General features: G+C 70.4%; 26 protein-coding genes and 1 other RNA gene. 3 read left to right on the forward strand and 24 right to left on the reverse strand.

Features of this window, described 5'->3' with window-relative positions:
- Positions 1-709 precede the first annotated feature (709 nt).
- Entirely contained in the window at positions 710-1,510 is an 801-nt protein-coding gene (thiD, locus tag TSO221_RS31610; protein ID WP_109122462.1) for a bifunctional hydroxymethylpyrimidine kinase/phosphomethylpyrimidine kinase, read from the reverse strand.
- Positions 1,510-2,880 carry a phosphoglucosamine mutase gene (gene glmM, locus TSO221_RS31615; protein ID WP_109122463.1) on the reverse strand — a complete coding sequence of 457 codons (1,371 nt, stop codon included), beginning with the start codon at positions 2,878-2,880 and terminating at the stop codon, positions 1,510-1,512. The genes thiD and glmM overlap by 1 nt, the downstream gene beginning before the upstream one ends.
- 202 nt (positions 2,881-3,082) lie before the next feature.
- Here glmM and TSO221_RS31620 point away from each other — a divergent pair, with 202 nt between their 5' ends.
- Positions 3,083-5,050 carry a potassium transporter Kup gene (locus TSO221_RS31620; RefSeq protein ID WP_109122464.1) on the forward strand — a complete coding sequence of 656 codons (1,968 nt, stop codon included), beginning with the start codon at positions 3,083-3,085 and terminating at the stop codon, positions 5,048-5,050.
- Here the strand turns inward: TSO221_RS31620 and TSO221_RS31625 are convergent.
- From TSO221_RS31625 to TSO221_RS31730, 22 genes are all read right to left on the reverse strand, one after another.
- Positions 5,047-5,493, reverse strand: a complete 447-nt coding sequence (locus tag TSO221_RS31625; protein ID WP_109122465.1) for a bacteriohemerythrin — start codon at positions 5,491-5,493, stop codon at positions 5,047-5,049. The genes TSO221_RS31620 and TSO221_RS31625 overlap by 4 nt on opposite strands.
- Before the next feature lie 127 nt (positions 5,494-5,620).
- Positions 5,621-6,751: a dihydropteroate synthase gene (folP, locus tag TSO221_RS31630; RefSeq protein WP_109122466.1), complete on the reverse strand. Its 1,131-nt coding sequence runs from the start codon at positions 6,749-6,751 to the stop codon at positions 5,621-5,623.
- 140 nt (positions 6,752-6,891) lie between these two features.
- The gene (locus TSO221_RS31635; RefSeq protein WP_109122467.1) at positions 6,892-7,518 is read right to left on the reverse strand and encodes a LysE family transporter; all 627 of its coding nucleotides are present in this window, start codon (positions 7,516-7,518) and stop codon (positions 6,892-6,894) included.
- Positions 7,519-7,768: 250 nt separating this feature from the next.
- Positions 7,769-7,960: a hypothetical protein gene (locus TSO221_RS31640; RefSeq protein ID WP_109122468.1), complete on the reverse strand. Its 192-nt coding sequence runs from the start codon at positions 7,958-7,960 to the stop codon at positions 7,769-7,771.
- Positions 7,961-8,282: 322 nt separating this feature from the next.
- On the reverse strand, positions 8,283-10,214 hold the full coding sequence (gene ftsH, locus TSO221_RS31645; RefSeq protein WP_109122469.1) for an ATP-dependent zinc metalloprotease FtsH: 1,932 nt from the start codon (positions 10,212-10,214) through the stop codon (positions 8,283-8,285).
- A gap of 85 nt (positions 10,215-10,299) precedes the next feature.
- Complete coding sequence (tilS, locus tag TSO221_RS31650; RefSeq protein ID WP_247878362.1) at positions 10,300-11,628, reverse strand: tRNA lysidine(34) synthetase TilS; 1,329 nt, start codon at positions 11,626-11,628, stop codon at positions 10,300-10,302.
- Positions 11,629-11,691: 63 nt separating this feature from the next.
- Positions 11,692-12,546: a tol-pal system protein YbgF gene (gene ybgF / locus TSO221_RS31655; protein WP_109122471.1), complete on the reverse strand. Its 855-nt coding sequence runs from the start codon at positions 12,544-12,546 to the stop codon at positions 11,692-11,694.
- Positions 12,547-12,696: 150 nt separating this feature from the next.
- Positions 12,697-13,167, reverse strand: coding sequence for a peptidoglycan-associated lipoprotein Pal (gene pal, locus TSO221_RS31660; protein WP_109122472.1), 471 nt, complete (start codon positions 13,165-13,167; stop codon positions 12,697-12,699).
- 162 nt (positions 13,168-13,329) lie between these two features.
- On the reverse strand, positions 13,330-14,664 hold the full coding sequence (gene tolB / locus TSO221_RS31665; RefSeq protein WP_109122473.1) for a Tol-Pal system beta propeller repeat protein TolB: 1,335 nt from the start codon (positions 14,662-14,664) through the stop codon (positions 13,330-13,332).
- A gap of 2 nt (positions 14,665-14,666) precedes the next feature.
- Positions 14,667-15,749 carry a cell envelope integrity protein TolA gene (locus TSO221_RS35210; protein ID WP_199229716.1) on the reverse strand — a complete coding sequence of 361 codons (1,083 nt, stop codon included), beginning with the start codon at positions 15,747-15,749 and terminating at the stop codon, positions 14,667-14,669.
- Positions 15,750-15,765: 16 nt separating this feature from the next.
- Positions 15,766-16,251, reverse strand: a complete 486-nt coding sequence (gene tolR, locus TSO221_RS31675; RefSeq protein ID WP_109122474.1) for a protein TolR — start codon at positions 16,249-16,251, stop codon at positions 15,766-15,768.
- Positions 16,252-16,962: a protein TolQ gene (tolQ, locus tag TSO221_RS31680; RefSeq protein ID WP_109122475.1), complete on the reverse strand. Its 711-nt coding sequence runs from the start codon at positions 16,960-16,962 to the stop codon at positions 16,252-16,254. It lies immediately after the preceding gene.
- Positions 16,959-17,429: a tol-pal system-associated acyl-CoA thioesterase gene (gene ybgC / locus TSO221_RS31685; RefSeq protein WP_109122484.1), complete on the reverse strand. Its 471-nt coding sequence runs from the start codon at positions 17,427-17,429 to the stop codon at positions 16,959-16,961. Before ybgC ends, tolQ begins: the two co-directional genes overlap by 4 nt.
- Positions 17,422-18,468: a Holliday junction branch migration DNA helicase RuvB gene (gene ruvB, locus TSO221_RS31690; protein ID WP_109122483.1), complete on the reverse strand. Its 1,047-nt coding sequence runs from the start codon at positions 18,466-18,468 to the stop codon at positions 17,422-17,424. The genes ybgC and ruvB overlap by 8 nt, the downstream gene beginning before the upstream one ends.
- 29 nt (positions 18,469-18,497) lie before the next feature.
- Positions 18,498-19,124 (reverse strand): Holliday junction branch migration protein RuvA, encoded by a 627-nt coding sequence (gene ruvA, locus TSO221_RS31695; RefSeq protein WP_109122476.1) that lies wholly within the window; start codon positions 19,122-19,124, stop codon positions 18,498-18,500.
- Positions 19,124-20,182, reverse strand: a complete 1,059-nt coding sequence (gene ruvC / locus TSO221_RS31700; RefSeq protein ID WP_247878363.1) for a crossover junction endodeoxyribonuclease RuvC — start codon at positions 20,180-20,182, stop codon at positions 19,124-19,126. The genes ruvA and ruvC overlap by 1 nt, the downstream gene beginning before the upstream one ends.
- A gap of 13 nt (positions 20,183-20,195) precedes the next feature.
- Positions 20,196-20,948: a YebC/PmpR family DNA-binding transcriptional regulator gene (locus TSO221_RS31705; protein ID WP_109122477.1), complete on the reverse strand. Its 753-nt coding sequence runs from the start codon at positions 20,946-20,948 to the stop codon at positions 20,196-20,198.
- A 216-nt stretch (positions 20,949-21,164) separates the two neighbouring features.
- Positions 21,165-21,986 (reverse strand): TIGR00282 family metallophosphoesterase, encoded by an 822-nt coding sequence (locus TSO221_RS31710; protein WP_109122478.1) that lies wholly within the window; start codon positions 21,984-21,986, stop codon positions 21,165-21,167.
- Positions 21,983-22,567 carry a 5-formyltetrahydrofolate cyclo-ligase gene (locus TSO221_RS31715; protein ID WP_109122479.1) on the reverse strand — a complete coding sequence of 195 codons (585 nt, stop codon included), beginning with the start codon at positions 22,565-22,567 and terminating at the stop codon, positions 21,983-21,985. The genes TSO221_RS31710 and TSO221_RS31715 overlap by 4 nt, the downstream gene beginning before the upstream one ends.
- Positions 22,568-22,598: 31 nt before the next feature.
- Positions 22,599-22,761: non-coding RNA, 6S RNA (ssrS, locus tag TSO221_RS31720), on the reverse strand.
- A 14-nt stretch (positions 22,762-22,775) separates the two neighbouring features.
- Positions 22,776-23,099, reverse strand: a complete 324-nt coding sequence (locus TSO221_RS31725; protein ID WP_109122480.1) for a cell division protein ZapA — start codon at positions 23,097-23,099, stop codon at positions 22,776-22,778.
- Between the two features lie 4 nt (positions 23,100-23,103).
- Positions 23,104-23,328, reverse strand: coding sequence for a hypothetical protein (locus tag TSO221_RS31730; protein ID WP_109122481.1), 225 nt, complete (start codon positions 23,326-23,328; stop codon positions 23,104-23,106).
- Between the two features lie 260 nt (positions 23,329-23,588).
- On the opposite strand from TSO221_RS31730, the gene tkt reads away from it, so the two are divergent.
- Positions 23,589-25,574 (forward strand): transketolase, encoded by a 1,986-nt coding sequence (gene tkt / locus TSO221_RS31735; RefSeq protein ID WP_109122482.1) that lies wholly within the window; start codon positions 23,589-23,591, stop codon positions 25,572-25,574.
- A gap of 87 nt (positions 25,575-25,661) precedes the next feature.
- Positions 25,662-25,752: glyceraldehyde 3-phosphate dehydrogenase NAD-binding domain-containing protein (locus TSO221_RS31740; protein WP_146208971.1), on the forward strand; the 91-nt coding region annotated here is incomplete at its 3' end.

Genomic DNA, 25,752 nt, shown 5'->3' on the forward strand with positions numbered 1-25,752 from the left:
GCCAGATCCCCCACCAGCCCCCGAACCGCCACCGCCGCCAGATCCCCCACCAGATCCCGAACCGCCGCCACCGCCGGATCCCCCACCAGCCCCTGAACCGCCGCCACCACCAGATCCGCCACCGGATCCCGAACCGCCGCCGCCAGATCCCCCACCGGACCCCGAACCGCCATCACCGCCAGATCCACCGCCTCCCGCGCCTCCAGAACCGGAGTTACCCCCGCCCTTTCCCGATGCGGAACTGCCTGCGGCTCCGCTGGCGGATGCGGCCGACCCACTCGCCGCGGCGCCGCTCCCGGAACCGGCCGAGGCACTGCTCCCCTCCCCCGACGTTCCGGAGTCACCCGCCGCAGACGTAAAACCGCGGGCCGATCCGGCACCGCCGGCCATCGCCGTGCGCTTCCACGCCGGCAAGGGCGGCGGCAAGGGTGGCTTCACGACGGTGTTGAGCGCCAGCGCGTCCTGGCACAGGCCGTCGGCGCGCGCCCGGTACAGCGCCGCCTTGTCGAGCGTCCAGCAATCGAGCACGACCGTCGGCCCGGCCTGGAGGCAGCCGGCGAGCCCCACCGCCAGCGTAAGGCAAGTCCCCGTCGTCCACCATTGCCGGACCATGGCGCCCCTCCCCATCGGATCACCGCTCGATGGGCCAACGCCGGCGGCCAAGCCGTCGTTCCGCCGTATCGCCGAAAGGGAGGGAGCACTCGTCCGTTCAGGGGAACGGGCGCACCGTATGCAGGTGGTTGAGCGGGCCGTGGCCGTGGCCCAGGCCGGGGGCGGTCAGGATCGCCTCCATGACGTAGGCCCGCGCCCGCGCCACCGCGTCGCGCATGCCCATCCCCTGGGCGATGCCTATGGCGATGGCCGAGGCCAGCGTGCAGCCGGTGCCGTGGGTGTGCGGGGTGTGCACGCGCGGGCTCTCGAAGATCTCGGCGCCGTCCTCGGTGACCAGCAGGTCCTGCACGAGGTCACCGTCCATGTGGCCGCCCTTGAGCAGCACCGCCTTCGGGCCGAAGGTGCGGATCAGGTCGGCGGCGCGGCGCATGTCGTCCAGGTCGCGGATCTCGATGTCGGTCAGCGCCTCCGCCTCGGGGATGTTCGGCGTGACGATGGCGGCGAGCGGCAGCAGGCGCTTCTTCAGCGTCAGTTCCGCCTCATCGGCCAGCAGGGAGTGGCCGCCCTTGGCGACCATGACGGGATCGACGACCAGCGGAATGTTCACCGCGCGCTCGATGTACTCGCCGGCCACCGCCTCGATCACCTCGGACGTCGCCAGCATGCCGACCTTGACCGCGTCGGCGCCGAGGTCCTCCAGCACCACGCGCATCTGCTGCACGACGAAGGCCGGGGCGATCGGGTAGACGCCGTGCACGCCCAGCGTGTTCTGCGCCGTCAGCGCGGTGATCGCGGTCATGGCGTAGCCGTACAGCGCGCTGACCGCCTTGATGTCCGCCTGGATGCCGGCGCCGCCGCCCGAGTCCGACCCGGCGACGATGAGGACACGCCCTTTCATCACCGGGCCGCCTCGGCCTGGAGCGCCGCGGCGCGCTGCACGGCGGCGACGATGTCGCCCACCACCGCATCGACCAGGGCGGCGTCGTCGCCCTCGGCCATCACGCGGATCAGCGGCTCGGTGCCGGACTTGCGGATCAGCAGGCGGCCGCAGCCGTTCAGGCGGCCCTCGCCCTCGCGGATCGCCTCCTTCACCTCCGCGGCCTCCAGCGGCGCGGAGCCGGCGGTGAAGCGCACGTTGGTCAGCTTCTGCGGCACCGGGTCGAACAGGCGGCAGACCTCGCTGGCCGGTTTCTCGGAGCCCTGGATGCAGGCCAGAACCTGCAGCGCCGCGATCAACCCGTCGCCGGTGGTCGAGTAGTCGGACAGCACGACGTGGCCGGACTGCTCGCCGCCGACGTTGAAGCCGAAGCTGCGCATGTGCTCGACCACATAGCGGTCGCCGACAGGAGTGCGCACCAGCTCCAGCCCGAAGCCCTGCAGCGCGCGCTCCAGCCCCAGGTTCGACATGACGGTGGCGACCACGCCGCCGCCCTTCAGCCGCTGCTCCGCCGCCCAGGAACGGGCGACGAGGCCCATCACCTGGTCGCCGTCCACCACCCGGCCGCGCTCGTCCACCATGATCAGGCGGTCGGCGTCGCCGTCCAGCGCGATGCCCAGGTTCGCCCCCTCGGCCACCACGGTGTCCTGGAGGAGCTGGGTGGAGGTCGCGCCGCAGCCGCGGTTGATGTTCAGGCCGTCCGGCTGCACGCCGATCGGCACCACGTCGGCGCCCAGTTCATACAGCACCTTGGGCGCCACGCGGTAGGCGGCGCCGTGCGCGCAATCGACGACGATCTTCAGCCCGTCCAGCCGCAGGCCGCGCGGGAAGGTGTTCTTGACGTACTCGATGTAGCGGCCGGTCGCGTCCTCCATGCGGCTGGCGCGGCCGAGGTCGGCGGAGCCGGCGAGATCCGGCGCGAAGGGCTGGTCCATGCGCGCCTCGATGGCGGCCTCGACCTCGTCCGACAGCTTGTAGCCGTCCGGGCCGAACAGCTTGATGCCGTTGTCCTGGTACGGGTTGTGCGAGGCGGAGATCATCACGCCCATGTCGCAGCGCAGCGAGCGCGTCAGCATCGCCACCGCCGGGGTCGGCAGTGGGCCGACCAGCACCACCTCCATGCCCATGGAGATGAAGCCGGCGGTCAGCGCCGGTTCCAGCAGGTAGCCCGAGAGGCGCGTGTCCTTGCCGATCACCACCCGGTGGCGGTGGGCGCCGCGGCGGAATTGCAGGGCCGTCGCCATCGCCACGCGCAGCGCCGTCTCGGCGGTCATCGGCTCGGTGTTGGCGGTGCCCCGGATGCCGTCGGTGCCGAACAGTCGTCGCGTCATGTGGAAACCCTCGGGTGGGAACTGCGCTGATGCCTATTTCTTCACCGCATCGGCGGCCGGGGTCAAGCGCCCTTCCGCGCTGGCGCGAAAGGGTTGCGCTTCCGGCTCCCCGGCGCGAAAGGCGATGCTCCGGCGAAACGCCCCGCGCCCAGCGTTGTTCATGCCGTGAGCGACACCATAAGGCGCCCGGGACACGTCCGCCATGCAACCGCAAACCGCACCCCCAGAAGTGGCCACCGACGACCGCCCCCTGCACGCCGACCCGGTGACCGGCATCCTCGACGGTGCCCCGGGCAGCCACGAGCGCGGCGCCGGAAAGCTGCCGGCGCTGATGCTGGCGGCGCTCGGCATCGTCTACGGCGACATCGGCACCAGCCCGATCTACGCGCTGAAGGAGTGCTTCGGCCACACCGTCGGCGTGCCCCTGACGCCCGCCAACGTGCTGGGCTTCCTGTCGCTGATCGCCTGGGCGCTGATCCTGGTGGTCACGGTGAAGTACGTGGTCTTCGTGATGCGCGCCGACAACCGCGGCGAGGGCGGCATCCTGGCGCTGACGGCGCTGGCGCTGCGCGGCACCGAGGAGGCCGGGGCGTCGCGCCTGCTGCTGATGGGGCTGGGCGTGTTCGGCGCGGCGCTGTTCTTCGGCGACGGCATGATCACGCCGGCGATCTCCGTGCTGTCCGCCGTGGAAGGGCTGGAGGTCATGGCGCCGGACCTGGAGCGCTTCGTCGAGCCGGCGGCCATCGTGATCCTGGTCGGGCTGTTCATGATGCAGCGCGGCGGCACCGCCCGCGTCGGGCGGCTGTTCGGGCCGGTGATGGTGGTGTGGTTCCTGACGCTGGGCCTGATGGGCGCCTGGCAGGTGGCGCAGGAACCGTCGGTGCTGCGCGCGCTGTCGCCGACCCACGCCCTCGCCTTCCTGACGGAGAACCGTTGGCTGGCCTTCCTCGGTCTCGGCACCGTGGTGCTGGCGATCACCGGGGCGGAGGCGCTGTACGCCGACATGGGGCATCTCGGCCGGCCGGCGATCCGCTACGCCTGGATCGGCTTCGTGCTGCCGGCGCTGCTGTTGAACTATTTCGGGCAGGGGGCGCTGCTGATCCGCGACCCGGCGGCGCTGGAGCACCCGTTCTTCCGCCTGGTGCCGGAGTGGGGGCTGCTGCCGCTGCTGGTGCTGGCCACGGCGGCGACCATCATCGCCAGCCAGGCGATGATCTCCGGCGCCTTCTCCATGGCGCGGGAGGCGATCCAGATCGGCCTGATGCCGCGCCAGGCGATCCGCCACACCTCGGAGAGCGAGATCGGGCAGATCTACATCCCCAGGGTCAACTGGTTCCTGCTGGCGGCGGTGATCCTGCTGGTGCTGGGCTTCCAGTCGTCGAGCAACCTCGCCGCCGCCTACGGCATCGCGGTGATGGGGACCATGACGTGCACCAGCGTGCTGTTCGGCGTGGTGGCGCGGCGGCAGTGGGACTGGCCGCTGCCGGCCGCCGCCGCCGCCTCGGTGCTGATGCTGTGCATCGACCTGCCGTTCCTGGGGGCCAACCTGCTGAAGGTGCCGGAGGGCGGCTGGTTCCCGCTGCTGGCCGGCAGCGTGATGTTCTACCTGATGTGGGTGTGGCGGCAGGGCCGGCTGGTGGTGATGAAGCGGCTGGAGGACGCCAGCATGGACATCGACGACTTCCTCGCCTCGATCAGCCGGCGCGGGCCGCAGCGGGTGCCGGGGACGGCGGTGTTCCTCACCTCCAACATCGGCCGGGTGCCGCACGCGCTGCTGCACAACCTGAAGCACAACATGGTCCTGCACCAGAGGGTCGTGCTGCTGACCGTGGTGACCCGCGACGTGCCCTGGGTGCGGCCGGAGCGGCGGGCGGAGGTGACGCCGCTGGGCCACGGCTTCCACCGGGTGGTGCTGCGCTACGGCTTCAAGGAGAGTCCGCGGGTGCCGGAGGGGCTGGAGCAGTGCCGGCGCTTCGGCCTCGACATCGAGCCGATGCGGACCTCGTACTTCCTGGGGCGGGAGACGCTGGTGGCCTCGGTGCACCCGGACATGTCGCCGGTGAACGAGCGGGTGTTCATCCTGCTGTCGGCCAACGCGCTGTCGGCCTCCGACTTCTTCTGCATCCCGCCCAACCGGGTGGTCGAGCTGGGGACGCAGCTGGAAATCTAGACGGCCATCTGGAGATGGGCGACCGCGCGGGGCTTCTCCGCGCCGGTCTCCTGCAGCCATTCGCCGAACTTGCGGTCGGCCGACTGGATGTGCAGCACCAGCCAGTTCAGCATGAAGCGGCCCAGAACCTCGCGGATCTCCTCCTCGCTGGCGGTGCCGGAGGCGAGGCGGTGGACCTCCTGTTCGGCGATGTCGTGCATCATGTGGTGCTGGTCGAGGAAGGGATAGCCGGCGTCGCGCATCAGCCCCTCCTCGTTGGTGAAGTGCTGCTCGGTGTAGAGCACCACCTCGGCCAGCATGGCGTACAGCTCCGCCTCGGGCAGGCTGCGCGTCTCGGCGTGGTTGAAGCGGTCGAGCAGGCGGATGAAGTGCTGGTGCTCCTCGTCGATCTGGTCCACGCCGACCGACAGCACCTCTGTCCACTGGGTTCCCCGGCTCTCCATAGCCCCCTCCCGCCCGCGGTCCGGCCCGCAGGCATACCACACTTTCGAACTAAGACTTTCGAAAGATAAAACTGGTATTACCAAAGTTCAAGCAAAATCCAGCCGTTTCAATTGCCGGGCACGGGCATCACCCAACCGCTGGGTGCATACCTTCCCACACGGCGCGGGCCTGGAAGGTCTCCGCCACATCGTGGACGCGCAGGATCTGCGCGCCCTGATTCAGGGATTCCAGCCCGGCGGCCAGCGAGCCGGCGACGCGCTGCTTCGGTGGTTCGCGGCGCGACAGGTGGCCGATGAAGCCCTTGCGCGACACGCCGATCAGCAGCGGCCCGCCCAACGCGTGATACAGCGCGGTGTGGCGCAGGACGTCCAGGTTGTGCTGGTGAGTCTTGCCGAAGCCGACGCCGGGATCGACGCAGATCCGCTCCAGCGGCACCCCGGCGGCGAGGCAGCTCTCCACCCGCTCCTCCAGCCAGTCGAAGACGTCGAGCGCCACGTCCCCGTAGGTGGGGTTCTGCTGCATGGTGACGGGGTCGCCCTGCATGTGCATGAGCACGACCGGCGCCTGGGCCTGCGCCACCACGGCGAGGCTGTCCGGATCGCCGGTCAGGCCGCTGATGTCGTTGACGATGCGCGCCCCGGCCTCCAGGGCCGAGCGCATGACGCGGGCGTGCCTCGTGTCGATGGAGACGCACGCGCCCTTCGCCGCGAAGTGCCGGACGACGGGCAGCACGCGCTCCTCCTCCTCCTCCGGCGACACCGGGGTGGCGCCGGGACGGGTGGATTCGCCACCAATGTCGAGGATGTCGGCCCCGGCCTCGAGCAACTCCTCGCCATGCCGCAGCGCCGCCGTGTGGTCGAAGAAGTCGCCGCCGTCGGAGAAGCTGTCGGGCGTGACGTTGACGATGCCCATGATCTGCGGCCGGTCGAGGCACAAGCCGGCGAACGGTGGACGGGCGCGGGTGAGCGCGCCCAGCCGGCGGTCGAGGGATTCGGCGACGGCGCGCGAGCGCTCCCAGCCCCAGGCCATGATCTCGGACAGCGGGGCGAACGCCTTCTCGATACGGCCGGGCTGGCGGACGGCCAGTTCCGCCATGGCGAAGGCGAAGCGCCCGCCGGCCAGCGGCACCGCCGCCCCCTTGGCCCAGGCGGCGACGGGCAGCAGCCCGACCGGACGCAGAGCGACACGCACGCCCTCCTCCGCGGCCCAGGGGGCGAAGCTGGCGAGCGATCCGGCGGCAGAGCGGGGCTTGGTCATGGCGGGCTCAGTGGTACGCGGGGGCGGATGATACCGAATGAAACGCTATGAAACGCACATCCGCGGTGTGTTTCATGACGCCCAGGCACGGCGGCAGGACCGTGAAAGGACTTTTATCCTATATCATGCCGTACGCCGGATCAAGCCCGGCTGGCGGTCGCCATGATGCCGCCGATGCCAACGAACATCGAGCCGGTGACGCGGTTGAACCAGCGGCCGTGCCGGCTGAGCCAGGGGGCGATGCGCTGCGCCATGCCGGCGAGGACCAGCTCGTAGATGAACTCGACCACCGCGAAGGTGCCGCCCAGCACGACGAACTGCATCCAGAAGCCGGCCTCCGGCACCATGAACTGCGGCAGGAAGGCGGCGAAGAAGATCATCGCCTTGGGGTTCGAGGCGGCGACCAGGAAGCCCTGCAGGAACAGGCGCGCCGCGCCATCCTCTCGGGCGGCATCGTCGGCTGCGGGGGTGCTCACCGCCGGCGGCGGCGCCTTCCACAGGCGCAGGCCAAGGTAGACGAGGTAGGCGGCGCCGACCCACTTGGCGACCGTAAAGGCGCTCTCCGACGCGGCGAGCAGCGCGCCAAGGCCGGCCAGCGAGGCGGCGACGAGGACGAGGAAGCCGACCACGCCGCCGAGGACGGTGAACACCGTGCGCCGGGCGCCGAAGCGCACGCCGTGCGACAGCGACAGCAGGCCGTTGGGACCGGGCGTCAGCGACAGGCCGATGGCAGCGAACAGGTAGATGATCCAGAGCTCGGTGGTCATGGTCGGGGTCCCCAGGGCTTTGCCGGGGACGGTAGCATGACGGAGCTGAGCGGGCTATGGAAGGAAGGATGTAGGGAAGGAATCATACCGGTGAGCCGAAGTACCGACGCACCCCTTTCGTCATCGTCATGGCCAGGCTTGTCCCGGCCATCCACGACCTGAACCTTCATGGACGTTCGAGTGCGTGAATGCCCGGGACAAGCCCGGGCATGACGGCAGGGAGGCGTGTCAGGACTTCCGCTCGCCGGTATCACTCCCGCCCGGCCTCAGTATGGCGATCCGTAATCAGTTCATCAGCGAGCGACACGTCCGTCGGTACGAACTGCGCAACCATCGCCTGTGCTCGACGGATCGCCTCGTCGATCGTGCGCTCGTTATCCAACGTTGAGAATGTTGGATCTGCCACGTCCGGGCGCTGCTTCTGGCTGTTGCTCGGCATCATGAAATCCGTCCCTCGCCCGGATACATCCTACCCCGCTCTGGTTCCGCGCCATAGCGTTCGAAGACCCTCACCCGGCGCTATGCGCCACCCTCTCCCGGGACGGGAGAGGGAAATCGTCCCGTCATCGACGCTGTGCGGGGCTCCCCTCACCCTAACCCTCTCCCCAGAGGGGAGAGGGAATTGGCGCCCATGTCCCAACAGCCGGGATCCAAGGGCCCACCGGCCCTTGGTGGGGAGCGCGAGGGGCGAAGCCTCTCGCATTTTCCCCTTTCCACAAACGAAAACGGCGCCCCGGAGGGCGCCGTCTCGTTGCTCAAGGCCGCTACGCCCCGTGCGGTTCCGGGTCCATGCCGCCCGTCCCGCCGGTGGTCGGGGGGACCGAGGCGCGGCGGCCGGGGGTGGGCTGCTTGGGCGGGGGCGACATCGCGGAGTCCCGGTCCTCGCGGACGATCGGGTCGCCGCGCAGCAGCGTCGAGATGTCGTCGCCGCTCAGCGTCTCGTACTCCAGCAGGCCCTTCGCCACCGTGTGCAGCTGGTCGATGTTCTCCGTCAGGATCGTGCGGGCGTCGGCGTAGGCCTCCTCGACGATCCGGCGGATCTCCTCGTCCACCGTCTGCGCGGTGTGGTCGGACATGTTCTTGTGCTGGGTGACGCTGTGGCCGAGGAAGACCTCCTGCGTCGGCTCGCCGTACAGCAGCGGACCCAGCTTCTCGCTCATGCCCCACTCGGTGACCATGCGGCGCGACATCTCCGTGGCCATCTTGATGTCGCCGGACGCGCCGGTGGTGACACGGGCCGGGCCGAAGATCAGCTCCTCGGCGATGCGGCCGCCCATGGCGACGCGCAGGTCGGCCAGCAGCTTGGCCTTGGACAGCGAGATGCGGTCGCCTTCCGGCAGGCGCATCACCATGCCCAGCGCACGGCCGCGCGGGATGATGGTGGCCTTGTGGATCGGGTCGCTGTCGGCGCAGTGCAGCGCGACCACCGCGTGGCCGGCCTCGTGGTAGGCGGTCAGCTTCTTCTCGTCCTCGGTCATGACCATGGAGCGGCGCTCCGCGCCCATCATGACCTTGTCCTTGGCGGCCTCGAACTCGGCCATGCCGACGACGCGCTTGCCGATGCGGGCGGCGAGCAGAGCGGCCTCGTTCACCAGGTTGGCGAGGTCGGCGCCGGAGAAGCCGGGGGTGCCGCGGGCGATGATGCGCGGGTCCACATCGGGAGCCAGCGGCACCTTGCGCATGTGCACCTTGAGGATCTTCTCGCGGCCGAGCACGTCGGGGTTCGGCACCACGACCTGACGGTCGAAGCGGCCGGGACGCAACAGCGCCGGGTCGAGCACGTCCGGACGGTTGGTCGCGGCAATCAGGATAACGCCCTCGTTCGCCTCGAAGCCGTCCATCTCGACCAGCAGCTGGTTCAGCGTCTGCTCGCGCTCGTCGTTGCCGCCACCCAGGCCGGCGCCGCGATGGCGGCCGACCGCGTCGATCTCGTCGATGAAGATGATGCAGGGGGCGTTCTTCTTGCCCTGCTCGAACATGTCGCGCACACGGCTGGCGCCGACGCCGACGAACATCTCGACGAAGTCCGAGCCGGAGATGGTGAAGAACGGCACGTTGGCCTCGCCCGCCACGGCGCGCGCCGTGAGGGTCTTGCCGGTGCCGGGAGGGCCGACGAGCAGCACGCCCTTCGGGATCTTGCCGCCCAGGCGCTGGAACTTCTGCGGGTCCTTGAGGAACTCGACGATCTCGGCCAGCTCCTGCTTGGCCTCGTCGATGCCCGCCACATCATCGAAGGTGACACGGCCGACCTTCTCGGTCAGCAGGCGGGCGCGCGACTTGCCGAAGCCCATGGCCTTGCCGCCGCCGGACTGCATCTGGCGCATGAAGAAGATCCACACGCCGATCAGCAGCAGCATCGGGAACCAGCTGAGCAGCACGGAGAACAGCGACGGCACGTTGCTGTCGTCCGGAACGGCGCTGATGCGCACGTTCTTGCTGGTCAGCCGCTCGACCAGATTGGCCTCGGCGGGGATGTAGGTGCTGAAGGAACGGCCGTCGGTGAAGTGGCCGCTGACCTGGTTGCCCTTGATGGTGACGTCGGCCACCTGCCCCCGGTCGACTTCGGCGACCAGCTCGCTAAACGGCACGGTCGTCTGCGGGCTGCGGGTGGAGGAGCTCTGGAACAGATTGAACAGCGCCACCAGCAACAAGCCGATGATGATCCAGAGCGCGAGGTTTTTGCCGAAGTTGTTCACGTGTTCACGCCTTTCTGCGAACCCTACCGGTCGGAACGTCTGGTCCGGAGGCCCCACCCCCCAATCCCGCGGGTACGTTCCCAGATTAAATAATGCCGGTGGTCCCCGAAACAACCGGAAAAGCAGGACCGGCCAGGGGGTGTGCCGGCGCGAACGCGGCGGAGGCCAATTCCGCCCCCAGGCCGAGCACCGGAACGGCCGTAAGAACGGCCCCGTCCCACAGCGCCGGAAGCGCCGCGCGGGCCGGTTCGGGCAGCGGGGAATCCCTGAGCGCGGAGGCCTGCGCGCAGGCCGTCCGCCAGCCGTCGGGACCCAGACGGGCGACGGTCAGCGGCCGGTCCGCGGCGGCATCGAGGCGGACACGGAAGCGGCGGTCCCACCAGAGCTCGGTGCCGGGGGCGAGGATCGGGCGGTCGGTGGCGCCCTCGGGCTCGCGGACCACCAGCAGGCCGCCCTTGCGCGGCAGCACCCGGCAGCCGCCGAGCGTGCGGCCGACGCCCAGGCCGGCGCGGACCTCGGCGTGCAGGCGCTCCAGCCGCTCGGCGCGCGGGGCGTACGGGGCGCCGCCGACGCAGGCGAGGACGCGGGCGAGCGCGCGGAGGCCAATCTCCTCCGGCGCGGCGGCGAGGGCGGCGGGGTCGAGGCGCAGCCAGCCCTCCGGGTGCAGCGCGGCGGCGCGGCCGAGCAGGTCGGCGGTCAGCTCCTCCAGCGCGCGGCGGGCGCGGGCGGCGCGGCGGGCGGTGTCGGTCAGGCGTTCGGTGGTCAGCCCCTCGGCGGCCAGGGAGTCGGCGGCGGCGCGCAGCCGGCCGCGGGCGTAGGCGGGGGAGCGGTTGGACGGGTCCTCGATCCACTCCTGGTCGTGGGCCTGACACGTGGCGACCAGCGCGGCGTGCGGGAGGTCGAGCAGCGGGCGCAGCACGCGGACGTGCGGCTCCCAGCGCACCGGCGCCATGCCGGCGAGCCCGTCGATGCCGCTGCCGCGGGCGAGGCGGAGCAGCACCGTCTCCGCCTGGTCGTCGGCGTGGTGGGCGAGAGCCAGGTGGAGGATCCCCCCGGCGCGGCAGCGCCCGGCGAGCAGGCGGTGGCGGGCGTCGCGGGCGGCGGCCTGGATGCCGGATGCCGGCTTTTCGCCCTCCCAGCGCAGGGTGTCGTGCGCGATGCCGCGGGCGGCCATCCAGGCGGCGACGCGGGCGGCCTCGGCCGCGGCCCCGGGGCGCAGGGCGTGATCGACGGTGAGCGCCAGCACGGAACCGCCCTGCCCCGCCGCCCAGCCGTGCGCCAGCAGGGCCAGCGCGAGGCTGTCGGCGCCGCCGGAGACTCCGACCGCGAGGCGCGGGGCCGGCTCGAAGCCGCCCAGCCGCGCCATTAGGGCGGCGAAGGCCTGTGCGGTGACGGGAGCGGCTTGTGGTCCCACGACCTCGGCACCCTTTTGGCCGTCATCCCCGCTTTCGCGGGGATGACGGAGAAGAAGCGGGCGTCAGCCGCAATTCAGCTTCTTGCGCTCCATCTCAGAGCGGCGCTTCACGCTGGGGGCGGCGTCCGGGTACATCTTGTTCATCTGGCCGAGCGCGGTGCACGCCTCGGTCTTCTTGTTCAGCGAGGCCAGCGACAGGCCGAGCTTCAAGAGCGCGTCCGGCGCCTTGTTGCCCTTCGGGTACTTCTGCAGCACCTCGCCGAAGCTGGCCGCCGCCTCGCCGAAGCGGTTGCGCACGTAGTAGGTCTCGCCCAGCCAGTACTGCGCGCTGCCGGTCAGGCTGTGCGTCTTGTTCTTGGCGATGAAGGTGGAGAACTCCTTCTCCGCCGCGTCGTAGCTGCCGTTGCGCAGTTGCTCGAAGGCGTGCTCGTACTGCTTGTCGGGGTTGGCGTTGGCCGGCAGCGCCGCGACCTGCGGGCCGGCGGGCAGCTTCTCCGACGGCTTGGTGCTGCCGAGCTGGCCGGCGGCGGGTGCCGCGGCCGGCTTCTCCGGCGCCTTCTCGGACGCAGCCGCGGCGACCGCTCCACCGGCGCCGCCGCCCTTCTCGAGCTGCTGGAGGCGGAAGTCGATGTCGGCGTTCAGGCGCTCCAGCCGGTCCTTCAGCTGGGTCGACTGGTAGGTGCTCTCCTCGTAGCGGCCGGTCAGCTCGGACACGGCGCGCTCCAGGCGCTGCAGGCGCACCTCGAAGTCGGCGGCGAGCGACGGCGCGATCTGGGCCACCTGAGTGGACTCGGCGACCTGCAGGCCGAGCTGGGATTCCAGCCGCTCCAGCCGGTCGGCGATCCCCTCGGCGTGCGCCGGGCCGATCCAGAACACCCCGCCCAGCAGAAGGGCGGCCACACGCGTCGTCGTCTTCATCGCAGATGCCCACATTGACCGGCGCCAAGCCTTTGCCGCCGCAACCCGGCGAAAATATGGCGGCCGTCGCAATTCTGCAAACGCGAAACGCCGCCCCGGTCACCCGGAGCGGCGTTTCACAGCAGACCGGTCGGTCGTGCGCCGGCCGACTTAGTCGACGACGGTCACGCCGCGACGGTTCTGGGCCCAGGCCGCCTCGTTCGAGCCGAGCACCGCCGGGCGCTCCTTGCCGTAGGAGATGACCTTGACGCGCGACGGGTTGGTGCCCTGCGCGACCAGGTAGTTCTTGGCCGAGTTGGCACGACGCTCGCCCAGGGCCAGGTTGTACTCGCGGGTGCCGCGCTCGTCGGCGTGGCCTTCGACGGTCACGGTGACGTTCGGGTACTGCTTCAGCCAGGCGGCCTGACGGTCCAGGGTGGCGCGAGCCTCCGGGGTCAGGTCGTAGCGGTCGAAGCCGTAGAACACGCGGTCGCCGACGTTGACGACCAGGTCCTCCTGCGAGCCCGGACGGATGGTGGACTGGGTGCCGGTGCCCGAGGCGTTGCCGGCGTCCTTCGGAGCGGTCTCGCAGGCGGAGAGCAGAGCCAGGGCGGCGCAGAGGCTCACGATCTTGAGATTCATTGTATAGGACCCCCTATAGCACAGTCGGTATTTGGTTCGGAGAAGGAAGAAGCGGATGCGCGAGGCCTCCGCCAGCCCCGACGGAAGACGGCACCGCCGCAAAGATCCAGCGAACCTTTGCCGCAGTGCCGCACGCGCGGGGCGCAAAATAGGGCTACTCCACTAGGGAATCAAGGGCGACCATGCAGGATCCGACGCATCGAGCGGCGTGGACACGCGACGCTCGTTGAAGCCGGTGACGTCGATGGAGTAGAGTCGTGCGTTTCGGGCGTTGCCCGACGGCAGGTCCTTGAAGAACATCAGGACGCGGCCGTTCGGCGCCCAGGTCGGGCCTTCCACGTGGAAGCCTTCCGACAGGATGCGCTCGCCGGTGCCGTCGGGGCGGATCACGCCGATGGCGAAGTTCGAGCCGCGCTGGCGGGTGAAGGCGATCAGGTCACCGCGCGGCGACCACACCGGCGTGCCGTAGCGGCCCTCGCCGAAGGACAGGCGCTTCACCCCCGAGCCGTCGGCGTTCATGAGGTAGAGCTGCTGGCTGCCGCCGCGATCCGACTCGAAAACGATGCGGTTGCCATCAGGCGAGTAGCTGGGGCCGGTGTCGATGCCCGGGCTGTCGGTCAGCTGGGTCTGCCGGCGGGTGCGCAGGTCGAGCGTGTAGATATCGGTATTGCCGTTCTGCGCCATGCTCATGACGACCTTCTTGCCGTCCGGCGAGAAGCGCGGGGCGAAGGTCATGCCGGGGAAGTCGCCCAGCACCTCCTGACGGCCGGTGTCGATGTTGAACACGTACACGCGCGGCTTCTTGCCGAAGTACGACATGTACGTGATCTCCTGCGCCGTCGGCGAGAAGCGCGGGGTCAGCACCAGCGCCTGGCCGTCGGTGAGGAACTGATGGTTCTCGCCGTCCTGGTCCATGATCGCCAGGCGCTTCTGCCGCGCGTTGGCCGGGCCCGACTCGGAGATGTAGACGATGCGGGTGTCGAAGTAGCCGTCCTCGCCGGTCAGCCGCTTGTAGATGGCGTCGGCGATGATGTGGGCGATGCGGCGCCAGCTGTCGGCGGTCGCCGTGTAGGACAGGCCGGCCATGTACTGGCCGGCGGCGACGTCCCACAGGCGGAAGTCCACCTTCATGCGGCCGTCCGGGGTGCTCTGCACGCCGCCGGCGACCAGCGCCTGGGCGCCGATGGCGCGCCAGTCGGCGTAGCGCGGCTCGCCGGTCTGCAGTTGCTGCGGCGTCTGCAGAAAGGCGGCCGGGTTGACCGGCTTGAAGAGCCCTGAGCGCTCCAGGTCGGCGGAGATGACGCGCGACATGTCGTTGCCGACCTGCGCCTCGCGCCCGCCGGCGCCGAAGAAGCTGGTGATGGCGATGGGCAGCGGTTCGATCACGCCCTTGGTGATGTCGATGCGCAGCTCGGCCCGCGCCGGGGCGGCCACGCCGACCGCCAGCAGCAGCGCCCCGGCCCAGCCGGCAAGCCGCAGCAGAAACGTCTTCCTCATGGTCAGAACATGTCCCTCGGATCGAAGGTGAATACGATGGTTCGCCACTTGTCGTAGGTGTCCGGCGTAAATTCGCTCGTCAGTAGATCCAGCTTTTGTGTCCGCAATACGGCGCGCAGCGCGGCCTCCGCGGCCGAACGGTAGTGGCTGTCGGAGCCCATGCGGGCGCGCGTCTCCGGCTCGAAGTCCGCCTTGATGACGGTGCCGTCGAGGGCGACGTCGATGCGCAGCTGCACCACCATCGACGAGGAGTCCTTGCGACCCGGGTCGAAATTCCAGTTCTTCGACACCTGCCCGCGGATCGCGTCGATGGCGCGGCCCGACGGCTTGAACGCGCGGTCCGGCCCGGCGACGTTCTTCGGCCCGCTGGGCGCCGCCTGCGCCGAGGCGGTCTGCGTCGAGGACGGCGAGGGCTTGGCGTCGGACTTCTGGTCCGACGGCTTCAGCTTCGCCACGTCCTTCAGCAGGTTGGCCAGCGGGTCGGCCTTCTCCGGCGCCGGCTTGGGCGGCTGCGGCTTCGGCGGCTCCGGTTTCGGAGGCTGAGGCTTCGGCGGCTCAGGCTTGGGCGGTTCCGGCTTCGGGGGCTCGGGCTTCGGAGGTTCCGGTTTCGGCGGCTCGGGCTTCGGCGGCTCCGGCTTCGGAGGTTCCGGCTTGGGCGGCTCGACCTTCGGCGGCGGCGGCTTCGGCACCGGCTGCGGGGTCGGATCCGGCGGCGGGGGCGGAGGCGGCGGAGGCTCGCGCTTCGGCGGCTCCGGCTCGCGCGGCGGCGGGGGCGGCAGCTGGGCGACCTTCGGCGGCTCCGGCGCCTTGGGCGGCGGAGGCGGCGGCGGGGGTTCGGACACCGGCTCGGGCGGCGGGGGCGCCGGCGGAGTCGGCTTCGCCTCGGGCACCGGCGGCTTCGGCGGCTCCGGCTTGTTGTCGCCCTGGACGACGCGGGCAGCCTCCGTCACCTCGCCGATATCGACGATCTCGATGGGGATCGAGGCGGGGATGTCCAGCTTGCGATCGCTGGGCGGCAGGCCGAGCACGACGAGCGCGATCAGCGCGACGTGCAGCACCACCGAGGCGATCAGGGGTTGGCGCATCACGGCAGGGTCTGCCTCAGCGTTTGGCCGACGTGGGTCGGACCGCCGGAGCGGCCGGGCCGGTGGCGGTGTTCGGCAGTTCGGCGACGAGGCCGACCTTCTTGAAGCCGGCGGCGCTCATGGTGCCCATCACCTCCAGCATCTTGCCGTAGGCGATCTTCGCGTCGCCGCGCACGAAGATGCGGGCCTCGGCATTCGACTGGGTGATGGCGACCAAGAGCGGCACGAGGTTGCCGACGTCGGTGCGCTGCTCCTGCACGTAGACGGTGCCGTCCGACTGCACGGTGACGAACAGCGGGTCCTTCTGCGCCTCCAGGGGTGCGGCGTTGGTCTTCGGCAGGTCGACCGGCACGCCGACGGTCAGCATCGGGGCGGCGACCATGAAGACGATCAGCAGCACCAGCATGACGTCGATGAACGGCGTCATGTTGATTTCGGCCATGGCGCGGTAGCCGCGCTTGCGGCCCCGCCCGTGCCCCTTGCCGGCGAGTTGGGCGGCCATTTACGCGGCTCCCCGTTCCTCGAGGTGGCGCGACAGGATGGCGGCGAACTCGCCCGCGAAGGTCTCCAGCCGGTCGGCGTAGCGCGCCAGATCGGTCGAGAACTTGTTGTAGGCGATCACCGCGGGGATGGCGGCCAGCAGGCCCATGGCGGTGGCGAACAGCGCCTCGGCGATGCCCGGCGCCACCACGGCGAGGCTGGTGTTGTTCGACGCGGCGATCGAGGTGAAGGAGTTCATGATGCCCCACACCGTGCCGAACAGCCCGATGAACGGCGCCGTCGAGCCCACGGACGCGAGCAGCGTCATGTAGCGCTCGGCCCGCGCCATCTCGCGGCCGATGGTGACCGACATCACGCGCTCGACGCGCTGCTGCAGCGAGGTCTTCATCGGCGCGCCCAGGCCGCGGTCGGCGGCGTGCCGCCACTCGCGCATGCCGGCGGCGAAGGTCGCCGACATCGGGTCCTCCGGCCGCTTGCCGATGCGGTCGTACAGCGCGTCCAGCGAGCCGCCCGACCAGAAGCTCTCCTCGAAGGCGTCCGCCTGGGCGTTCAGCCGGCGGATGCGCATCAGCTTCTCGATGATGATGGCCCAGCACCACACCGAGGCCGCCAGCAGCATGATCATGACCAGCTTCACCAGCAGGTCCGCCTGCCAGAACAGGCCCCAGATCGTGATCTGGTGAGCCGTGGCTACCGCACCGGCCGCATTCATCGCTCGCTCCTTCCAGGGTCGTTCCGCATTTGCCGCTCGTACAGCTCCTTGAGCGCCATCCGAACCTCCGCGCCGAGGCGGGCGGGCCGTCCGGCCCGGTTCAGCGTCGCCAGCTTCAAATCTGCGCGCGCCAGCTCCCTGCCGTCGCGACGGATGGTTTGATCAACGGCAAACGAAGCGCCGCCGATATCCGTGATTCGCGTCTCCACTTCAAGCGTATCGTCGAGCTTGGCGGGAGCGACAAAATCGATCTCGCACCTGCGTACCGCAAATGACACACCTTGGTCCGCAAGAAGTCCCGTGTGGTGCCAGCCCATCAGGCGCAGCATCTCGGTGCGTGCACGCTCCATGAAGCGCAGATAATTGGCGTGGTAGACAATGTTGCCGGCGTCCGTGTCCTCGTAATAGACGCGGAGCGGGTAGCGGTGCACGCCGTTCTCGTCGAAACGGCCGGACAAATCAGGCATCGCCGTCACCGTCCGTTTCGTTGAGCTTGTCGAGCAGGTCGAACTGCCGCGTCGGCTGCGCCGGCGGGTTGAGGCCGAGGTAGCGGAAGCCCTGGTCGGTCAGCATGCGCCCGCGCGGCGTGCGCTGCAGGAAGCCCTGCTGAATCAGATAGGGCTCCACCACCTCCTCCAGCACGTCGCGCTGCTCGCCCAGCGCGGCGCCCAGCGTGTCGACGCCGACCGGGCCGCCGTTGTAGTTCTGCGCGATGATGCCGAGGTAGCGGCGGTCCATGCTGTCGAGGCCGAGGCGGTCGACCTCAAGGCGTGTCAGCGCGGCATCGGCGATCTTGGCGTCCACCTCCGGCACGCCGGCCACGGCGGCGAAGTCGCGCACCCGGCGCAGCAGGCGCCCGGCGACGCGCGGCGTGCCGCGCGAGCGGTTGGCGATCTCGCGCGCCCCCTGCGGGGTGATCAGCATGTTCAGCACGCGGGCGGCGCGGCTGACGATCAGTTCCAGCTCGTCCGGCTCGTAGAACTGGAGACGGACGGGGATGCCGAAGCGCTCGCGCAGCGGCCGGGTGATCAGGCCCGAGCGCGTGGTGGCGCCGACCAGCGTGAAGGGCGGCAGGTCGATGCGGATCGAGCGCGCCGCCGGCCCCTCGCCGATGATCAGGTCGAGCTGGAAGTCCTCCATGGCGGGATAGAGGATCTCCTCCACCGCGGGGTTCAGGCGGTGGATCTCGTCGATGAACAGCACGTCGTGCGGCTGCAGGTTGGTCAGCAGCGCCGCGAGGTCGCCAGCGCGCGCGATCACCGGGCCGGAGGTGGCGCGGAAGCCGACGCCCAGTTCGCGCGAGACGATCTGGGCGAGCGTGGTCTTGCCCAGGCCCGGCGGGCCGAACAGCAGCACGTGGTCCAGCGCCTCGCCACGCGAGCGGGCGGCCTGGATGAAGATCGACAGGTTCTCGCGCGCCTGCCGCTGACCGATGAACTCGGCGAGCGAGAGCGGGCGGATCGAGGACTCAGGTCCGTCGCCCGAGCCCTGGCCCGGTTGGACCAGCCGTTCGGGCCCACCGGCGGTGAGATCGCTCACTGGCTAAGCTCCTTGAGGCCGAGGCGGATCAGGTCGGCGACCTTGGCGCCGTCGCCCAGGCCGCGCCCGGCCGCGACCACCGCGCCGAACGCCTCCGAGCGGCCGTAGCCAAGGTTGACCAGCGCCGAGACCGCGTCCGCCATGGCAGCGTTGTCGGGGGACGGGCCGGCGGCGGGGGCGCCTTTGGCAGGTGCGCCGACGGTGGCGGAGACGCCGAGCGCCAGGTTGCCGACCTTGTCCTTGAGTTCGTTGACGATGCGCGTGGCGACCTTGACGCCGACGCCGTCGGCGCGGGTCAGCGCCGTCTTGTCCTGCGACGCGATGGCGCGCGTCAGCTGGTCGGCGTCAAGCACGCCGAGGATCGACAGCGCGAGGCGCGCGCCGACGCCCTGGATGGTGGTGAGCAGGCGGAACCAGTCGCGCTCGGCCGCGTCGGCGAAGCCGTACAGCACGATGCGGTCGTCGCGCACGAAGGTCTCGACCACCATCGACGCGCGCTCGCCGCCCATCAGGCGCGACAGCGTGCGGCTGGAGGCGGTGAGCTGGTACCCAACGCCGTTCACGTCGATCACCACCCAGTCGGTGCCGACCGAATCCACCACGCCGGTGAGCTTGGCGATCATCAGGTGTCTCCTTTACCCCTCTCCCGCCCCGGGAGAGGGAGGGGCCCGCCCGCAGGGCGGGAGGGTGAGGGTGCCGCCGCAGCGACAGGACGCCTCACCACTGTGGTTTCCTCAAGGCGCGCGCGGATCGTCTCCAGCACGCCGTCGAGGTTGTCGTTCACCTCGGTGTTCCAGAAGCGGATCACACGGAACCCGGCCTGCTCCAGCAGCCGGGTGCGGCGCTGGTCCTGCTCGGCCCGGTCGGCGTGCTGTCCGCCGTCCAGCTCGACGATCAGCCGGTGGTCGTGCGAGACGAAGTCCACCGTGTAGCCGAAGATCGGCTCCTGCCGCCGGAACTTGGCGCCGAGCTGCGAATTGCGGAGCTTCTGCCAGAGGACCTTTTCGACATCCGTGGAGTCGCGGCGCAGGATGCGGGCGCGTTCGCGCTCTTCCGGAAACGCCGCGCGTTTGGCCTGTTTGGCGGGGTCGAGCAATGCGAGACCCTCACCCTCCCGCTCTGCGAGCGGGCCCCTCCCTCTCCCCGGGGGGGAGAGGGGTTGAACGCTCTTCCGCCACATCGTCCAGGTGTTGCGGTGGTGCGCGTGGCAGATCGCCACCGCCAGCGCGTCGGCGGCGTCGGCGGTGGCGATGGCGCAGCCGGGCAGCAGCACCTTCACCATCATCTGCACCTGCACCTTGTCGGCCCGGCCGGCGCCGACCACCGCCTTCTTCACCATGTTGTTGGTGTACTCAGCCACCGGCAGCCCGGCCTGCGCTGGCACCAGCAGCGACACCGCCCGCGCCTGCCCCAGCTTCAGCGTCGAGACCGCGTTGGTGTTGACGAACGTCTCCTCCACCGCCGCCTCGTCGGGGCGATAGCGCTCCAGCACCGCGGTCAGCGCGTCGTGCAACTGGCACAGGCGCTCGGCCAGCGGGCTGTCGTCGCGCGAGTGCACGGCGCCGTCGGCAACGTGGGTGAGGCGGTTGCCCGACACGTCGATGACGCCCCAGCCGGTGTGCCGGAGCCCGGGATCGAGCCCCAGCAGCCGCACCGTCGTCATGCCCGTGCCGTCGCCCACCTCATCCGTTCCCTTACGCGGTCAGCTTTTCCATCAGCTCGGCCGGGATGTCGAAGTTGCCCTCGACCACCTGGACGTCGTCGTTGTCCTCCAGCACGTCCAGCAGCTTGAGCAGGCTGGCGGCGGCGTCCTCGGACGGGGCCACGGTGTTGAGCGGCTTCCACGACAGCCGCGCGCTCTCGGCGCCGCCGAACTTGGCCTCCAGCGCGTCGCGCACGGTGGCGAAGCTCTCGACCGTGGTGGTCACCTCGTGGCCGTTCTCGTCGGACTCGACGTTGTCGGCGCCAGCCTCCAGCGCCGCCTCGAACATGGCGTCGGCGTCGGCGGCCGCGACCGGGTAGTAGATCGCGCCGACCCGGCTGAACATGAAGCTCACCGAGTTGGTCTCGCCCAGCGACCCGCCGTACTTAGTGAAGGCGGAGCGCACCTCGGCCGCCGTGCGGTTGCGGTTGTCGGTCAACGCCTCGACGATCAGCGCGACGCCGCCGGGGCCGTAGCCCTCGTAGCGGACCTCGTCGTAGTTGGTGTCGTCGCCGCCGCCCGGCGTGCCCTGCTTGACGGCGCGGTCGATGCGGTCGCGCGGCATGTTCTGGGCGCGCGCCGCCAGGATCGCCGCGCGCAGGCGCGGGTTGGCAGCCGGGTCGGGCAGGCCCGACTTGGCGGCCACGGTGATCTCGCGCGCCAGCTTGTTGAAGATCTTCGACCGCTTGGCGTCCTGCGCGCCCTTGCGGTGCATGATGTTCTTGAACTGTGAATGACCGGCCATGTGTCGGACAAGCCTCGGATAGCGTCAGGACAAGGAGTGGTGAGCGTCTGGGCGGGCGGTGCGACACACGTACCAGATATAGTGCGCCCGCGCGCCCGTTTGGGGCGCAGACGACACCCATCCACTTAGAAAGTCAATATGGCGAGATTGCGGCGAGTCGCGGGCGCCGCCGCGGCACTCGACCGGCCGTTGCGGAACGGCAACGGATCAGGGTGGTCAGCCCCGCACCGGCATGTGCTGGCTCAACCGGCCGCCCAGGCGCAACGGCTCGATACGCGTCGCCAACCCGGTGCGGTCGTCGGTCTCGACGTAGCAGCCGCACACCGTGCCTTCGCCCTCGGCGGGGCTCAGGCGCTCGGTGGGGAGCTTGCGGATCAGCTTCGCCATGGCGACCTCCTTCTTCATGCCGATGGCGCTGTCGTAGTCGCCGCACATGCCGGCGTCGGTCAGGTAGGCGGTGCCGCCGGTGAGGATCATGTGGTCGGCGGTGGGCACGTGGCTGTGCGTGCCGACCACCAGCGAGGCGCGGCCGTCCAGGTAGTGGCCCATGATCATCTTCTCGGAGGTCGCCTCGCCGTGCACGTCCACCAGGACGGCGTCCACCCCGCCGGGGCCCAGGCGGTGCGCCCGCACCACGCGCTCCACCGCCGCGAACGGGTCGTCGAGCGGGTCCATGAACAGGCGCAGCATGACGTTCATCACCAGCACCTTGCGCCCACCGCGCGCCTGCAGCAGCACGAAGCCGCGGCCGGGCGTGCCCTCGGGGTAGTTGAGCGGGCGCAGGATGCGCGGCTGCTGGTCGATCTGGCCGACCAGCTCCTTCTGGTCCCAAGAGTGGTTGCCGAGCGTGATGACGTCGACGCCGGCCTCGAAGAACTCCTCGGCGATCTTGACGGTGATGCCGAAGCCGCCGGCGGCGTTCTCGCCGTTCACCACGGTCAGGTCGGGGTCCAGCTCGGCCTTCAGGCGCGGCAGCTGCGCCATCACCGCGTCGCGCCCGCTGCGCCCCACCACGTCGCCGAGAAACAGAAGCCTCATCGTCCCATCACCTCAAAGGAAAAGCGCTCGGTCACGATCCGGTCGAGCGGCTGGTCATAGGGGCCGTGCGGCACGGCGTCCACCTCCTGCGCGGCGAAGCCGACGCCGACCGCCAGCACGTCCCCCCTCGCCCGCAGCCCGGCCAGCGTCCGGTCGTAGTAGCCGGCGCCGTAGCCCAGCCGGTGGCCGCGCCGGTCGAAGGCGAGCAACGGCACGAACAACACCGCCGGCACCACCTCGGCCGCGTCCTCCGCCGGCTCGCGGATGCCGAAGCGGCCCTCGCGCAGCGGCGCGTCGGGAGTCCAGGCGCGGAAGGTCAGCGGCGTGCCCTTCGGGCCGGACACCGGCAGCGCCGCCGTGCGGCCGGCCTCGTGGAGATGGACGAGCAGCGGCCGGACGTCGAGTTCCGAGCCGAGCGGCCAATATCCGGCGACCGGCCCGCCGGGCAGCGGCACGTCGGCCAGCACGCGCTCGCGCACGGCGTGCGAGGCCCGGCCGCGCGCGTCCGGGTCGAGGGCGGCGTCGCGCAGGGCCCGGGCGCGCAGCCGGGCGGCGTCCTTGGCCTCGCGCGGGTCGGTCATCGTCTTCGGTCGTGGTGCGGGAAAACAGGCGGAAGGTGCCGCCTCGGCCGTTGGCCTTTTTGCCTATCCTCCACGGCCTGCCAGTGCAGGTGGGCGCCATGTACCGAGACCACGGCCCCGGCAGGGACAGCTCCCAAGAGGTTAGGGTTATCGGCCCTGGGGATAAAGCAGCCTGACGAACCAGGCAGCGACCTTCCTGGAACGATACTTAGGCGCGTTCGAGCCGCGCGGCAACCTCTTCGATGCGCTTCGAGATCGCATCCATGGCGGCGACCGCCTCCGCCTCGTCCGCCGAGGGGCCGAGCTTGGGCGCCGACAGGCCGCGGCCGGCCATCACTTCCTGCAGTTCGTCGGCCAGCACGATGGCGGTCACCACCAGCATCTGCGTGTCGGTGCCCGACTTGCCGCCGCCGGTGAGCTGCCGCAGCCGCCCGTCCACGTAGGCGGCGATGTCGCGCAGGCGCTGCTCCTGCCCGTCCTCGCAGTTGAGCTGGTAGAAGCGGCCGTTGACCTCGAGATCGACGCGGGCCATGGGCTCAGTTCTCCAGCACGTTTTCGAGGCGCCCGATGGCGGCGGCGAGGCGCTGCGACACCGCCTCGGCGTTCTGCACGGCGCGCGCCTCGTCCAGGCGGGCCTGGCGCAGCTCCTCCGACAGTTCCTGTTCGCGGCGCATGGCGCGGACCTCGCGCGCGGTGGCGGCGATCTCCAGGCGATCGACGGCTTTGCCGAGGCGGTCGAGCGCGGTCTTCAAACTTTCCATGGGGATACCGGAGGCCGTATTGCGGATGCACAACTCAGGCGGAGAGTTACAGTTGGGCTCGTTCGCCGGTGGCGTCAACCGAAAAGGCTGGGATACGGGCGGCCTCTCCTCACCCCAATGCAGCCCCGCCCTTCCCCATTCGCGTGTTGACCTGGGAGGCGGGTATCTGCATGTTGCGCCGAACCGCCGGGAGGCCCCTTGGGCCTGCCGCGCGGTCGGCTATTTCTTTGTCGCGCGCACGCCGCAGGAACCCCCAATCGATGTCCGCTCCCGCCGTTTCCCTGCAGACCATGGCCAACGCCATCCGTGCGCTCGCCATGGACGCCGTCGAGGCCGCCAAGTCCGGCCACCCGGGCATGCCCATGGGCATGGCCGACGCCGCCACGGTGCTGTTCACCCGCTTCCTGAAGTTCGACCCGAAGAACCCGACCTGGCCCGACCGCGACCGCTTCGTGCTGTCGGCCGGCCACGGCTCGATGCTGATCTACGCGCTGGCCCACCTCACCGGCTACGAGCGCATGACCATCGACCAGCTGAAGCGCTTCCGCCAGCTGGGCAGCCTGACGCCGGGCCACCCCGAGGTCGATCCGGAGCTGGGCATCGAGATGACCACCGGCCCGCTCGGCCAGGGCATCTCCACCTCCGTCGGCATGGCGCTGGCCGAGCGGATCACCAACGCCCGCTTCGGCGACGCGCTGGTGGACCACTTCACCTACGTCATCGCCTCGGACGGCGACCTGGAGGAGGGCGTCAGCCACGAGGCGTGCTCGCTGGCCGGCCACCTGAAGCTGTCGCGCCTGATCGTGCTGTGGGACGACAACAAGATCTCCATCGACGGCCCGACCGACCTGTCCTTCACCGACGACACGCCGGCCCGCTTCCGCGCCTACGGCTGGGACGTGCAGAGCGTCGATGGCCATGACGCCGACGCGGTGGCCAAGGCCATCGAGGCGGCGCAGAAGACCGACCGCCCGTCGCTGATCGCCTGCCGCACCATCATCGGCTGGGGGGCTCCGAACAAGCAGAACACCCACGGCTGCCACGGCGCGCCGCTCGGCCTCGACGAGGTCAAGGCGACCCGCGAGAACCTGGGCTGGCCGCACGAGCCGTTCGTCATCCCGGCCGACGTCGCCGCCGCCTGGAAGGCCGCCGGCACCCGCGCCGAGGGGGCCTACAAGGATTGGGCCGGCCGCCGCGAGACGCTGGACGCCGCCCAGCGCGCCGCCTTCGATGCCGCCATGTCCGGCGCCGTCCCGGCCGGGCTGCCGTCGCTGATCGAGGCCTTCAAGAAGAAGGTCTCCGAGGAGAAGCCGAGCTGGGCGACCCGCGTCGCCTCCGGCAACGTGCTGGACGTGCTGGTGCCGGCGGTGCCGGAGCTGATCGGCGGCTCCGCCGACCTGACGCCGTCCAACAACACCAAGGCGAAGAACACCGCCGACGTGAAGGGCTCCGGCGAGTTTGCCGGCCGCTACGTCCGCTACGGCGTGCGCGAGCACGGCATGGCCACCGTGATGAACGGCATGGCGCTGCACCGCGGCGTCATCCCCTACGGCGGCACCTTCATGCAGTTCGCCGACTATTGCCGTCCGGCGATCCGTCTCGCCGCCCTGATGAAGCAGCGCAGCGTCTTCGTGATGACGCACGACTCCATCGGGCTGGGCGAGGACGGCCCGACGCATCAGCCGGTCGAGCATCTTGCCGCGCTGCGCGCCATCCCCAATCTCCTGGTGCTGCGGCCGGGCGACGCGGTGGAAACCGCCGAGTGCTGGCAGATCGCCCTGGAGCGCGCGGACGGCCCGTCGGTGCTGGCGCTGACCCGCCAGAACGTGCCGACCCTGCGCACCGAGCACACCGCCGAGAACCGTTCGGCCCGCGGCGCCTACGTGCTGCTGGAAGCCGAGGGCGAGCGGAAGGTGACGCTGCTGGCCACCGGGTCGGAGGTGTCGCTGGCCGTCGAGGCCCGCGCGGCGCTGCAGGCCGAGGGGATCGGCGCCGCCGTGGTGTCCATGCCGTCCTGGGAGCTGTTCGAGCGCCAGGACGCGGCCTACCAGGCAAAGGTGCTGGGCACCGGCGTCCGCGTGGCGGTCGAGGCCGCGGCGCGGCTGGGCTGGGACCGCTGGCTGGGCGCCAACGGCGCCTTCGTCGGCATGACCGGCTTCGGCGAGTCGGCGCCGTACCAGGAGCTGTACAAGCACTTCGGCATCACCGCCGAGGCCGTGGTCAAGGCCGCCAAGGCGCGCCTGTAAAAAACCGGGCCGCCAAGGCCCGTCTCTAACCGGCAGGATGACCCCGGGCCTCGCCCGGGGCCGCAAGACAGACTGGAGGAAGTCAACATGGCAGTTCGGGTTGCGATCAACGGGTTCGGCCGCATCGGCCGTCTGGTTCTGCGGGCGATCTACGAGAGCGGGCGCACCGACGTCGAGG

It is taken from the genome of Azospirillum sp. TSO22-1, from assembly GCF_003116015.1.
Lineage (GTDB): Bacteria > Pseudomonadota > Alphaproteobacteria > Azospirillales > Azospirillaceae > Azospirillum.